Genomic DNA, 12,959 nt, shown 5'->3' with positions numbered 1-12,959 from the left:
GAACTCCGGACGATGGTAAATCTCTGGGAAGACCTCGAAACGGGACCGAACCCGCCGGAAGAAATCTACGCAGTCGTTGAGTGTCTCAAAGGCGAGCGCAACAAATACGAGTACGACAAGGACATTCCGGGCGTCATGCTGGACCGCGTCCTCCACAGCAACGTCCACTACCCGAGCGACTACGGTTTCATCCCGCAGTCGTACTACGACGACGAGGACCCCTTCGACGTGCTCGTGCTCGTCGAGGACCAAACGTTCCCCGGCTGTGTCATCGAAGCGCGTCCGGTCGCGATGATGAAGATGGACGACGATGGCGAACAGGACGACAAGGTCATCGCCGTTCCCATCGAGGACCCGCGCTACGACCACATCGAGGACCTCGACGACATCCCACAGCAGACCCTCGACGAAATCGAGGAGTTCTTCGAGACGTACAAGAACCTCGAAGAGGGCAAGCAAGTCGAGACGCTGGGCTGGGAAGACAAGCAGGCCGCCAAAGACGCTATCGAGCACGCCCAGGACCTCTACGACGAGAAAATCGCGTAACGACGCCGCCGAAATACGGCCGCGTCACTCTATCGACACCGCTTTTTTGCGAGATGGTTCCCGCTCGGAGTCGCCATCCACAGCGTCTGCGGAGTCAACCTGGTCTCTCTGTCAGGTCGGGATATTCTCGTCGGTAATGTCTGCAACTGTTGCCGATTAATTATGAGCATGGGTAATTATATGGGTCTGGGTGTCGTACGTCCAGATACAATGGCAGCGACCGAGCATACTGTCGGTATTGACCACCCGACGGTCCGGCCGACCAACTTCGACCCGGACGAAGACCACCCTGTCGCATCCGAGGACGGCACCTCCGAGCAGTGATTGCCGGTTTCTCCGAGAACCGGTCGTTCCGGACCGCTCGCCCGCGTCCGGACCACTCGAAAAGAAGCTTCTTGTGCCCCAATTGAGTAAGCGGAGGTATGGGTCTGTTCGACAGGCTACGCGGTGACGGAGACCCCCGGGTAGCCTTCTTTGGTATCGATGGCGTGCCGTACAGTCTCGTCGCGGACAATCCCGACGAGTTCGAACATCTCAACGCGATTGCCGAGGACGGGAGCGGGGGACCGATAGACAGCATCGTCCCGCCGGAGTCGAGCGCCTGCTGGCCCGCGCTCACCACCGGCGTCAACCCCGGTGAAACGGGTGTCTACGGCTTCCAAGACCGCGAGAACGGTTCGTACGACACGTACGTTCCGATGGGGCGTGACGTGCAGGCGACCCGCATCTGGGACCGCGTCGAGGGCGCCCAGCGGTCGGCGACGGTGATGAACGTCCCCGTTACGTTCCCGCCCCAGGAGAACGTCCAGCGGATGGTGTCGGGCTTTCTCTCGCCGGGCGTCGACCGCGCCGCCCGCCCCGAACAACTGCGGACGTTCCTCCAGGACAACGACTACAAAATCGACGTCAACGCCAAGCTCGGCCACAACGAGGACAAGAGCGACTTCATCGAGGATGCCCACGAGACCCTCGACGCGCGCTTCGAGGCGTTCAAACACTACATCGAACAGGACGACTGGGACCTCTTTTTCGGCGTGTTCATGACCACCGACCGGGTCAACCACTTCCTGTTCAAACATTACACCCAGGACGGCGAATACAAGGAGGAGTTCCTCGAATTCTACCAGAAGGTCGACGAGTACCTCGGTCGCCTCCGCGAGATGCTCGCCGACGACGTGACGATGGCCGTCGCCTCCGACCACGGCTTCACCACGCTCGAATACGAGGTCCACCTCAACGAATGGCTCCGCCAGAAGGGCTGGCTCTCCTACGAGGGCGACGACCACAGCGAACTCGGCGATATCGACGAGGACAGTCGCGCCTACTCGCTTATTCCGGGTCGGTTCTACATCAATCTCGAAGGCCGTGACCCGCGTGGGAGCGTCCCCGAAGACGAGTACGAAGATGTCAGAGCCGAACTCAAGGAGAAACTGGAGAATCTCACCGGTCCGAACGGCAACCCCGTCGCGGACACCGTCGAGACGAAGGAGGCGGCCTACCGGGGCGCACACGACGACATCGCGCCGGACCTCACCGTCGTCCCGAACCACGGCTTCGACCTGAAGGCCGGGTTCAAGGGCAGCGACGACGTGTTCGGGACCGGTCCGCGAAACGGGATGCACAGTTTCGACAACGCCTGTCTGTTCGTCGACGACCCCGACGTACGTATCGGCGACGCCGACCTCTACGACATTGGGCCGACGCTGCTCGACCTGCTCGACCTCCAGTACGACAAAACGGAGTTCGACGGCGCGAGCCTGCTCACGCGGAGCTAAAACAGGTCCTCTAAGTCGTCGTTCTCGAACTCATCGGTCGGGTCTGCCTGCGACTCGGTTTCTGCGGCTTCTCTCGCCCGGTCCATGAACTCCTCGACGCGGCGCGACCGTTCGACGCCACCGAGCAACACGAGCGCTCCGAGGCGGTCGCTGTTCAGCGGGAAGTCTCCGCCACGGACCTGGAGCGACCCGGTCTCCTCCTCGACCCACTTTCGTGCGCGCTCGACGCCCTTCCGCGAGACGCGTTCCGGGTCGCCGGCGATGACAAGCAGTGCAGTTTCTGCCTCGACGGCGTCTGGCAGACTCATCTTCGTCAGGAGGGCGTTCCGGGTGATGCTGGTGATCGTGTTGACGTTCTCTTCTGGGTCCTCACTTGCCTCGGCGGTCGCATAGCCCATGCAGGCGATGCCGCCCTCCCGGAGCGTGTTGATAATCTCGGAACTGTCGACGACGCTCTCTGCGACGCCCTCGACGGCCTCGCCAGCGGCGAGCAGGAGGCCGATACGCTGGGCAATCTGCTCGTTGATGTGGTCGTATCCCTCCTCGACGCTCTCGCCGGACTCGTGCCAGGCATCGTTGTCGATGAGAATCGCCGAGTCGGCCTCCCGGGCGACGGTCTTTAGCGACCGCCCGGCGTTGGCCTGGTAGATCGACCCCTCGTCCCGGCCCGGGAGGACGCCGAGGACGTAGATCGGTACCTCGTAGATGCGCTGGAGTTCCTTTGCGAGTGCGGGTGCGCCCCCGCTTCCGGTCCCGCCGCCGAGACCGGCGACGACCATGACGCCCTCGACCTCGGAGGTAATGCGCTGGTCGAGTTCGTCCATCACCTCCGTAGATTCGGCCTGCATAATCTCGGCCCCGAGTTCGTTGTCCCCGCCGACACCGTGGCCTTTCACCCGGTCTTGCCCGATGAGCATGGTATCGAGCTCGAGTTCTTGGAGGTCCGACCTCGCCGTGTTGACCGCAAATGCGCCCGTCACCGCCCCGAAACCCATCTCGTAGTCAAATTCGGCCAGGGCCTGTGTGACTTTCCCACCGGCCTGGCCGACACCAATCAGGACGACCTTCATACGTTGTCACTTGTGTCACCCGGTAATGAACATTGGGGCCTCCGTACAGCGCTTGCCCTAGATTCAAATACCGGACCGCGACCAGGCCGGCACATGGACGAGACACTGGAAGACCGCCTCGCCGCACTCGAACGTGCAATCGCTGACGGTGAACACGATTTCGAGGCACTCGCCACCGACGGAGCGGTCGCAGACCGCGTCCAGACTGTCGAATCGGACCTCGAAACGCTGACCGACCGAGTGGCTGAACTCGAAGCAGCAACGCAGGCGCTCCGTGGCTACGTCGGCAACGTCCGTTCGGTCAACGAGGAAACTCGCGAGCGCGCCGACCTCGCCCTAGAGACGGCCGAGCAAGCCAGAGCCGAGGCGGCCGACTCCGACTCTGAGACGGCCCACGGGAGCCCCACCAAGCCATCAACAGACCGGTCAACAAACCGGCCGACAGACCAGCCGACAGACCGACAAAAAGAAAAATCGACAGACAACCCGACGACCCGAGCGACAGACCGACAGAGAGGCCGGCCGAACGACCAAAAGTCCTCCAACGACACCGAGTCGGAGCCGACACTCGAACTGACAGCAGACCGGACGGCGACAGACGAGCCACGCCACAGCCAGTCGGGCGACAGGTGTCCGGTATGTGAGGAGACGACCGCCCGGTCACTCCGCGACCGACAGAGCGACGACGGACACTCCGAACCCTCGGACCGTCTCCAGGGACTCACCGACGGCGGCCGCGTGCAGACAGACGAGTCGTCCGCTGACAGTCCAGGACTGCTCGCCGGGATTCGTGCGCTGCTGTAATGCTCCGGACCGTTCTCGCGGTCCTGCTCGCGACGGCGCTGCTCGGTCTTGCGCTTCCAGTCGTCGACGACGCCAGGGTGAGCCACGCGGATTCCCAAGTCCAGTCCCAACTCGACTCTCTCGACACGGCCACGGAGGCACTCTACGCCGAGAGCGACCCCGCACTGCCAGGTGCGCCCGGCGCGCGCATCGAGCGAACGCTCGTCCTCCCGACCGAGTCCTGGGGGACCGCCCGGCTGGAACGACTACGGATACCCGCCCAGACTGACGGGCGCATCCGCTGGCGAGTCTCCGGGGGAACGACTCAGACAGCACACTTGACCCCGCCACTGGTCGCACCGCCGGAGGGGTTGGTCCTTCGCGACGGTGGTCCCCACCGACTCACGCTCTCGCTGGAACGTCGTGGGGGTGACGCGGTCATCGTGGTCACCCGGGCGGACGTTTAAATCCGAAGCCGCAGCCAGCCCGCCCCATGAGTTCACTCCGCCGTGCGGTGACCGAGCGGCTCTTCGAGGGGGTAGAAACCGACGACGACTGCCGGTGTCGGCCGGGTTTCGAAGACGACCGCCTCGTCGTCGACGCGTCCGACTGTCCGGGAGACGGTCGACTCACCACGAGCGAGGGCTGTCGCGCGAAGGTCGTCCGGAAACTCACCCAGCGCGACGCGGAGAGCGTCCACGTCCACCAGTCCGGCGTCGAACGAGTCTACGACGGCGCTGCCGGCGCCTTTCTCGTCGCTGCCGGCCGGTTCTGCGAGCAGGTTCGCGATCGGGACCAGCGCCTGGCCGACCGCGCCGTCCGCGACCCGCTTGCGGCCGGTCGCGAGGCCGTCGGTCGCGCCGACGCCGCCGCCGACGTCGCTGCCGAAACGGGACTCGGTGCGCTCGTCGAGGACGCAGCGTCCTACGAATCGATACTCGCACCGCTCTCCGGGCTTGCCGTCAGCGACTGGCGTGTCGACACTGCCGTCCCGCCCGACGCGACACTGGAGACGCACCGCGACCTCGAAACCGACTCGACTGTCCGTATATACCGTTTCCCGGACCAACGCAACCGGTACGTCCTCTCGCCAGTCGGGCAGTCCCTCGACGCCGCCAGTACGGCCGTCCTCTCGCGTGCCTACGAGCGACTGGCCGACGGAACCATCACTGGCGGCGACCGCGCTGCCGGACGTGCGGTTCGGTCTGTCGTCGAAGCCGACGAGGACATTCCGGTCGAGCGTGTCACACGGGTCCTTCACAAACACACGCGCGGCCACGGTCTGCTCGCGGATCTCTTTGCGGACCCTGCCGTCTCGGACGTGTTCGTGACTGCCCCCGCGCCGGAGAATCCGCTCTCCGTTCGCGTCGGCGACCGCCGACTCCCGACGAACGTCCGGCTCACCGCTCGCGGCGTTCGGGCGCTCGCATCGCGGTACCGACGGGAGAGCGGCCGTGCGTTCTCGCGGGCGGACCCGACTCTCGATGCGACGACCGAGATTCGGGGCCGCCGCGTTCGTGTCGCCGGTGTCACCGATCCTGCGAGCGATGGTGTCGGATTTGCCTTCCGGGCTCACGACCGAGACGTGTGGACGCTTCCGGCGCTGGTCGCGAACGGCACCATGACCGCATCGGCGGCGGCACTGCTCTCGCTGGCAACAGAGCGCGGGCGAGCCATCCTCGTGGCCGGTCCGCGCGGCGCTGGTAAGACGACGCTGCTTGGAGCACTCCTGTGGGAACTCCCGCCGACTGTGCGGACGCTCACCATCGAAGACTCGCCGGAGCTTCCGGTGGCTCGCTTGCAGGACCACGGCCGCGAGGTTCAGCCACTTCGGGCCTCGACTGACGACGACTTCACGCCGGTCGATGCACTCCGGACGGCGCTTCGGTTGGGCGATGGCGCGATTGCCGTCGGCGAGGTCCGAGGCGAGGAGGCGACGGTGCTCTACGAGGCGATGCGAGTCGGGGCCAACGACGCAGCGGTGCTTGGGACAATCCACGGCGACGGTGCTGCCGGCGTTCGCGAACGGGTCGTCGCGGACCTCGGCGTCCCGGCGTCGTCGTTCGGCGTCACCGACCTCGTCGTCTCGCTTGAACAGACGGCCGATGGCACCAGGCGACTGCGAGCAATCGAAGAGGTCACCGGTGGAGACACTGACGACTTCGAGACGCTGTACGCGCGACCCGACGGAAGCCTCGAGGCAACTGGCCACATCGGCCGTGGTAACAGTCACTTCGTCGATGCACTCTGTCGCCCCGACGAATCCTACGCCGAGGTCCGCGCCGCTCTCGACGACCGTGTCGACCAGTTCCGCAGGCTGGCCGACAGCGGTCGAACCAGCCCCGACATAGTCGACGAGCGGACACTGGAGCGAAACCGATGAATGCCCTCGGCACGCTCGCGCGACTCTACCCGTGGCCGGTCGAGCCCAGCGACGAACTCCGACGGGCAGCGCGATATCTCGACCTTTCGGCCGACCCGTCGACCCTGCTCAGTGCAGCCTACGGGGCCGGTGCCGTCGGGACGATGGCGACGGCAGTGGTCGCGCTCCTTGCGCCGTCACGCGTTCGGTTACCGGTGGCGTTCGTGGTTGGAACGCTGACGGTGTTGCTCCTTGTCGGCGCACAGTCGGGTCCGGAACTCCTCGTGACCGCCCAGCGGGTGCGGGCGCTCGGCGACGCTCCCGACCTCGTCGCGCGGGCAGTCCTCCGGATGCGACTCACGCCGTCTCCGGAACGGGCCGCGGCCTTTGCCGCGTCGGCCGGGGACGGTCCGCTCGCGACGAGTCTCGCCCGGCACGTCCGCCAAGCCCGTGCCGGGACAGCGCCCGCGCTCACCTCTTTCGCCGAGGAGTGGAAACCACGATTTCCATCACTTGCACGGTCGCTCGCACTCGTCGTGGCAGCGAGCTCGATGTCGACTGTCGACCGCGAGCGGACGCTCGACCGGGCGCTGACGGTCGTTCTCGACGGGACGCGAGAGCAGATGCAATCTTTTGCGAGCGGCCTTAGCCGTCCGGTGACCGCACTGTATGCCTTCGGCGTCTTGCTGCCGACGGCGCTGGTCGCGCTCTTGCCGGCGGCCCACGCTGTCGGCGTTGGTATCACTACCGCTACCGTGGCGCTGGTGTACAACCTCCTCTTGCCCGCGCTGTTGCTCGCTGTGGCGTGCTGGCTGCTGGCACACCGGCCGGTCGCCTTCCCTCCGCCGAACGTCTCACGCACTCACCCTGATGTCCCCGACAGAGCATTGCCCGCTGTCGGCGTATTCCTGGCTGGTGTGCTCGCTGGCGGCGTTGTCACCTGGCAGTTCTTTCCCTCGTGGGCGATACCGCTCGGCGCGACCGGAATCGGTGTTGGTGGAGGGTTGTTCGCCTATTACCGGCCGGTACTGGACGTCTACGAGCACGTCAGAAACGTCGAAGAAGGATTGACTGATGCACTCTCTATCGTCGGCAGGCGCGTCGCCGGCGGGGAGGCCGTCGAGTCGGCAATCGCGCGGGCCGGCGACGAGGTATCTGGCGAGATGGGTGCAGTGCTCGTGGAGACGGCCCGCAAGCAGCGACAACTTCAGGTGAGCGTCCACGACGCGTTTCTCGGCGAGGGTGGCTCGCTTGCGGACGTACCCAGTCGCCGAGTCAGGGGCGCTGTTGCCTTCCTCGCGCTCGCGGCCGAGGAGGGCAAACCGGCAGGACCGGCGATTCTCTCACTTGCCGACCACATCGACGACCTCCGACGCGTGGAGGCGGAGTCTCGCCATACGCTCCAGTCGGTCTGTGGGACGCTGCAGAGTACGGGGATGGTCTTCGGGCCGCTCGTCGCGGGCTCGACTGTCGCGCTCGCACAGGGGATGGTGGGCCAGAGCGGCGTGGTTTCCGCAGAGGGTGGGTCCTTGCCGTCTCTCGGGCTCTCGATTGGCCTCTACGCACTGGCGCTGGCGACGATTTTGCCAGCACTCTCGACGGCGCTGGTCCGCGGTTTCGACCGTGCACTCGTCGGCGCGCGTGTCGGCAAGTCACTGGTCTCTGCGACCGTCGTCTATCTCGCTGCCTATCACTTCGTCGGCGCGATAGCCTGACGTTTATATTCGAATCCGGGACCAGACCCCCCATGTTCGACCCTCCTGTCGAGGCGTGGTACGTCTGGCTCGGCGTCGGTATCGTGAGCGTGGCCGCCACAGGACTGGCACTATCCTTCCCGACGGCCCCGGCGCCGTCGGCCACGCCCGTCGCTGACGGCATCGACAGCGTTGCGTCCAGTCCGCACGACGCCAGAACGACAGTCAAAGTGCCCGCAGCGAAATTCCGACTCCAGCCCAAGTCGCTCGCACTCCGGTCGGACGGTGGAACAGCGCATGCCCAACTGGCGTTTGGCCCGGTCACACCTGTCGGCGACGGGAAACTCCGCCGCGTTCTCGATGGCGAGCGCCCACGAGACGTATTTTCCAACCAGTCTGCGTTCGAAACCGCGATTGGAACGGCCCAGAACCGGACCGGGAGCTGGCAGGAGGCGCCGGACCGACTCACCGTCGCGCGTGTCTCATGGGGGGATGTCGATGCGACGCTCGTCGGGTAGAGGGCAGGTCGAGCCGCTGGCAGCGCTCGCGGCGGTGCTTGCGGTCTCTGCCGGGTTCGTCGTCTACGCTGACACTTTCGAGGAGACGACACCGGAGGAACCCGACGACCAGACGCCGTCTGCGATTGTCGACGCCGTACAACGGTCCCTCCAGTCGGCGGGCGTCGCCAGCCCTGCTCGTCTCGACGCCGCGACGACTGCCGTACCCAGCGGGTGGGAGGCAAACGTGACGCTCGCTGCCGACGGGACACGCTGGCAGCGTGGCCCTGCGCCACCGGCGTCTGCCGACCGCGTGAGCCGGCGGGTGAGCGTTCGGGTGGCGCCCCGGCGAATCCAGCCAGGGCAGCTCAGGGTGGTGGTCTGGCGATGAGAGCGGTCAGTACGGTCCTTGATGTCGCCGTCTTCCTGTTGCTCGTCTCCGCGGCCGTCGGGATGCTGGTTCTCGCGGAGCCGCCGGAACAGACGGACAGCCGCGCCGACGAGACGGCCGAAACCCTCGCGAGTAGTACGCTTGCTGTCGAATACGACCTGCAGGGAGAGACACGCCGCGCCCACGGGACAGCCGCCGAATTGCTGGCGCGTGCTGCGGTAGCCAACGCGACCATCGAAGGGACACAACTCTCTCCGAAAAGCGGTGACTTCTCGGCGAGGGTCAACGCCGCGACGAGCGCGCGTCTCGTCTCCCCGAACCGGACACAGATAGTGGCACGCTGGGTCCCCTATCGTGGCGGCCCGGTGCAGGGCCAGATTGCTGTCGGTCCGGCGCCGCCCGACGGTCGGGATGTCAACAGCGCAACAGTGGCCGTCACTGTCCCAGTTCGGGACAGCAGAGCGCGTGCAGTAAATCAGTCTGCAGCCGGATACGACAGCGTCGCACACGTCGTGGCAACTGCGGTCGCCGACGGCCTGCTCCCCGACAACGCTGTCGACGCCTCCCTGTTTCGCAACTCACCGACCACGGTCCTGACAACACGGCGCTACGAGACCCTCGCCGAAGAGACGGGGACGACAGTCCGGGGACCACTCGACAGCGGGGCTGTCGGCGTCGCACACGACCGTATCGTCGCCGCCCTTTCACGGACGTTCGCGGCCGATATGCGCGAGCGCTTCGACACGCCGGCAGCGGCAGCCGAGACGGTCCGAACCGGGACCGTACGTCTCACGGTCAGGCGGTGGGAGGCGTGACCGCTCGCGTTCCGTTTGCCCTCGTCGGCGTATTGTTGCTCGTCGGGAGTGCTACCTTCGCCGGGTCTCTCGCCGGGCCGACAGTCAGTGAACCGAGCGTCGACCGCGCGATGGACCGCACAGAAGCGGCGACACAGAGCGCGCTCCGGGAAGCAGTGACGAGCGCCGCGACGGAGGCAGCCAGGAATCCGCTCACTGTCCCGGCTTCGAACCCCTTCGGGGCGGCCGTCAGCAACGACGACACGTTCCGAGACTCGCTTCGGGTCCGCATCTACGTCGCAGTGCGGGACCGACTCGACCGTCTCGACCGCCAGCGGGACGACGTCACGGTCTCTGCGTCCCTGCCCGCGACGCCGACTGGCCGCCCGCTCGCGGCAGCGACTGACCGGGTATCGATTTCGAGAGCGGGACCCCAGGGCACTGACCTCCGAGCCACGGTCCGGAACGTCACGCTGACCGCTCGGCGTGACGGACGTATCGTCGGGGAACGCAGCGTTTCGCCGACGGTCACCGTCCCGGTCCCGACGCTTGCCGTCCACGACCGCGTCTCGTCGTTCGAACGTCGCCTCAACGCCGGTTCCGGCCAACCCGGCCTGGGGAGTCGGCTCACTGCGAAGCTGTACGCACTCACGTGGGCACGGGGGTATGCCCAGTTCGGTGGAGCGCCCATCTCGAACGTCGTCGCCAACCGTCATCTGGCGCTGTTGACAAACGGGGCGGTACTCTCGATGCAACGAGCGCAGTTCGGCCAGAGCGACCCGCGAGGGCGCGCCGTGTTGGGGCGGGCGACCGCACACACTGCTCTCACGGACGTACTGTCTGGCTCGGACAATCGTGCCGCAAGCCTCCTTTCGGATGCCCAGAGTTACGCCGGCCAGAACACGCTTTCTGGAAAAGATCTCTCAGCATCAGTCACGGCGAACCCGTCCGTCATCCCCGAAGATGAGACGAGTATCGGAATCAACCGAACCGCAGACATCGCCTTCGCCGACTTGCTGGGGGACCTCAACGAGACCATCGACGAAACCTACGACGCACGCGTCCAGCTCCGCCAGCGCGTCGTCGACAAAACCAAACACGTTTCGGTCGAGCCACAGGACCCCGAATCGGACTGGGAACTGGTCGGCGTCTCGCGTCAGAAAACCCAGCAGGTCCAGCAACGAGACGCGGCGAAACCGACGCTCGACGGTCCCTGGCACTACTTCGAGTACCATCCGCGGCGTGTCGTGGTCCGGCAAACCGTCGAGCGTCGGTGGAATACCTCGTCGGGGTTCGAGACGACTGTCGAAGTTCGGGAGTGGCGCGGCGCTGTCGATGTCGCGCTGGTCGGGCGCCACGACGGGGGTTCCGCTGCCGACCGGCCGGTCGAGGCGGTCCACGAGCGTGGTGGGCCACTGGACGGCCCGAATCTGAAGCGCATCGAGACTGCCGCTCGGCACCGATTTCTCGGTGGTCGGAGCATCGACACCCTTGCTGTCGAGGGGCTGTTGACCGGCGGGCAGACGTCGACAGCGACGATAGACGGTATCCAACCCGACGGCCTCTACGAGTTCGTGTACCGTGACCTCCGGCGCGTCCGCGAACGGGTTCGTGACCTGTCGATAACAACGACCCGCGGTAAACTGGCGACGTTCCAGGTCAACCCCGGGGCCCGCCTCGCAGACAAACTCGAATCGCGGCGAGGAGAGCTACTCGCGGTGCCAGACAGCTACGGGTCGGTGCCGGACAGGGCGCGGTTCAACGCCAGAGAAGCGTATCTCAGTACCGTCCTGGAGAAACTGCAGGCTCGCGCAGACGCCTACGAGCAAAGCCAGCAGGACATCGACGAGAAACTCGCCGAGCGAGGCTTTTCCGAGACGGGAACAGTCCGCACCGACTACGAGGACCGGAGAACTCGGGAGACGAGTTCGCCACTCGACATTCCGCTGCGCGTCGAAACAGCGCCGTCGTATCTCACGCTCGCGGAACTCGACGGCTCGTCAGTTCCCACTCTCGCCTCCGACACGACGACCACGCCGCTGGTGGCGCGCAACGTGAACTACTTTACCGTCCCGTACGGCGACATCGCGCAGGGAATCGTCGAGCGGATTCTCGGCCCAGAGCGAGTCAGACTGCGGACGGCCGTCCAGACGCTTGAGTCGACACGGAACGCTGACGCGATGACACAGGAAGACAGTTCGGCGGGGACCGAAAAACTTGAATCGGCAGTCTCGAACGCGGTGAGAGCACTCAACGCCCGGGCAGCCGCCGGCGTCTACAGACGGACACCCGCCAAGGTCGATGAGTCGGCCGCCGTCGTCGAGTCTGCGCTCGAACCCTGGGAGACACCCGTCGCACTCGGGGACGCGTGGACCAACGGCTCCGCCGTCGCCGCGATTCACAGAGAAGTGCGGCAGCGATACGACCTCTCTGTTTCCCAAAGTGACCGCCTGAAACTGTCTCTCCGGTTTATAACGGCGAAGACACTCGACTCGAACCGTGCCCAACCACCGGCTCCCGCCGTCAACGAAACGACACGGGAGCTGAAAGCCCGCGCCCAGGAGCGATTGAAATCAAAGCTCAGTGACAAACTCAAAAAGGAGGCGAAGTACCGTCTGGAGAAAGTCACCGGGCGGACGCTCAGCCGACTCCCGGCGGGGCTGCCGCTCGCGCCGCCGATAGCGCCGTGGGTCACGACCGTCAACTACTGGCACGTCGAGGTTCGCGGCGAGTACGACCTCTTTGCCGTCAGCGTGCCACGCGGGACGCCGGACACACCCGAAACGAGACTCAGGTACGTCCGTCACAGCGACACCGTCTCGCTCGACCTCGACGAGGACGGACGCGAGGAGCGCCTTGGGAAGAGTACCCGCATCTCGTTTCGGACACAGACCAGCGTCGCCATCGCGGTGCCACCGGGCCCACGGGGGGTGGGCGACGTCGACGGGACGATGGACGAGCGGTCATCAGGGTGGCCAGAGCCGGGCCGATAGTGGCCAACGCTGTGGAAAGTGACACTGACTTGTACCCCGACACCGTACGAGTGG

Annotated in this window: 11 protein-coding genes; 10 read left to right on the top strand and 1 reads right to left on the bottom strand. The window is 65.7% G+C overall.

What is annotated here, in order from left to right:
- Nucleotides 1-12: 12 nt before the first annotated feature.
- Together QYL91_RS13300 and QYL91_RS13295 are read left to right on the top strand one after the other, a co-directional pair.
- On the top strand, nucleotides 13-546 hold the full coding sequence (locus tag QYL91_RS13300; RefSeq protein WP_302080978.1) for an inorganic diphosphatase: 534 nt from the start codon (nucleotides 13-15) through the stop codon (nucleotides 544-546).
- Between the two features lie 422 nt (nucleotides 547-968).
- Complete coding sequence (locus QYL91_RS13295; RefSeq protein ID WP_302080977.1) at nucleotides 969-2,321, top strand: alkaline phosphatase family protein; 1,353 nt, start codon at nucleotides 969-971, stop codon at nucleotides 2,319-2,321.
- Here the strand turns inward: QYL91_RS13295 and QYL91_RS13290 are convergent.
- Entirely contained in the window at nucleotides 2,318-3,391 is a 1,074-nt protein-coding gene (locus QYL91_RS13290) for a tubulin/FtsZ family protein (RefSeq protein ID WP_302080976.1), read from the bottom strand. The genes QYL91_RS13295 and QYL91_RS13290 overlap by 4 nt on opposite strands.
- Before the next feature lie 93 nt (nucleotides 3,392-3,484).
- On the opposite strand from QYL91_RS13290, the gene QYL91_RS13285 reads away from it, so the two are divergent.
- Genes QYL91_RS13285 through QYL91_RS13250 form a run of 8 tightly spaced genes read left to right on the top strand, consistent with a single transcriptional unit; the run spans nucleotide 3,485 to nucleotide 12,905 of the window.
- Nucleotides 3,485-4,195: a DUF7310 family coiled-coil domain-containing protein gene (locus tag QYL91_RS13285; protein WP_302080975.1), complete on the top strand. Its 711-nt coding sequence runs from the start codon at nucleotides 3,485-3,487 to the stop codon at nucleotides 4,193-4,195.
- Complete coding sequence (locus QYL91_RS13280) at nucleotides 4,195-4,641, top strand: DUF7311 family protein (RefSeq protein ID WP_302080974.1); 447 nt, start codon at nucleotides 4,195-4,197, stop codon at nucleotides 4,639-4,641. Before QYL91_RS13285 ends, QYL91_RS13280 begins: the two co-directional genes overlap by 1 nt.
- Nucleotides 4,642-4,667: 26 nt before the next feature.
- Nucleotides 4,668-6,557, top strand: a complete 1,890-nt coding sequence (locus tag QYL91_RS13275; RefSeq protein WP_302080973.1) for an ATPase, T2SS/T4P/T4SS family — start codon at nucleotides 4,668-4,670, stop codon at nucleotides 6,555-6,557.
- Nucleotides 6,554-8,251, top strand: coding sequence for a type II secretion system protein (locus QYL91_RS13270; protein ID WP_302080972.1), 1,698 nt, complete (start codon nucleotides 6,554-6,556; stop codon nucleotides 8,249-8,251). The genes QYL91_RS13275 and QYL91_RS13270 overlap by 4 nt, the downstream gene beginning before the upstream one ends.
- 32 nt (nucleotides 8,252-8,283) lie before the next feature.
- On the top strand, nucleotides 8,284-8,748 hold the full coding sequence (locus tag QYL91_RS13265; RefSeq protein ID WP_302080971.1) for a DUF7283 family protein: 465 nt from the start codon (nucleotides 8,284-8,286) through the stop codon (nucleotides 8,746-8,748).
- Nucleotides 8,729-9,118, top strand: coding sequence for a DUF7285 family protein (locus tag QYL91_RS13260; RefSeq protein ID WP_302080970.1), 390 nt, complete (start codon nucleotides 8,729-8,731; stop codon nucleotides 9,116-9,118). The genes QYL91_RS13265 and QYL91_RS13260 overlap by 20 nt, the downstream gene beginning before the upstream one ends.
- The gene (locus tag QYL91_RS13255) at nucleotides 9,115-9,933 is read left to right on the top strand and encodes a DUF7284 family protein (RefSeq protein ID WP_302080969.1); all 819 of its coding nucleotides are present in this window, start codon (nucleotides 9,115-9,117) and stop codon (nucleotides 9,931-9,933) included. The genes QYL91_RS13260 and QYL91_RS13255 overlap by 4 nt, the downstream gene beginning before the upstream one ends.
- Nucleotides 9,930-12,905 (top strand): DUF7286 family protein, encoded by a 2,976-nt coding sequence (locus QYL91_RS13250; protein WP_302080968.1) that lies wholly within the window; start codon nucleotides 9,930-9,932, stop codon nucleotides 12,903-12,905. The genes QYL91_RS13255 and QYL91_RS13250 overlap by 4 nt, the downstream gene beginning before the upstream one ends.
- Nucleotides 12,906-12,959 lie beyond the last annotated feature (54 nt).

This window comes from Salinibaculum rarum, from assembly GCF_030505615.1.
In the GTDB taxonomy this organism is placed as follows: domain Archaea; phylum Halobacteriota; class Halobacteria; order Halobacteriales; family Haloarculaceae; genus Salinibaculum; species Salinibaculum rarum.
Note: the sequence above shows the minus strand (reverse complement) of the source record. Positions and strands in the feature narration are given on the sequence as shown.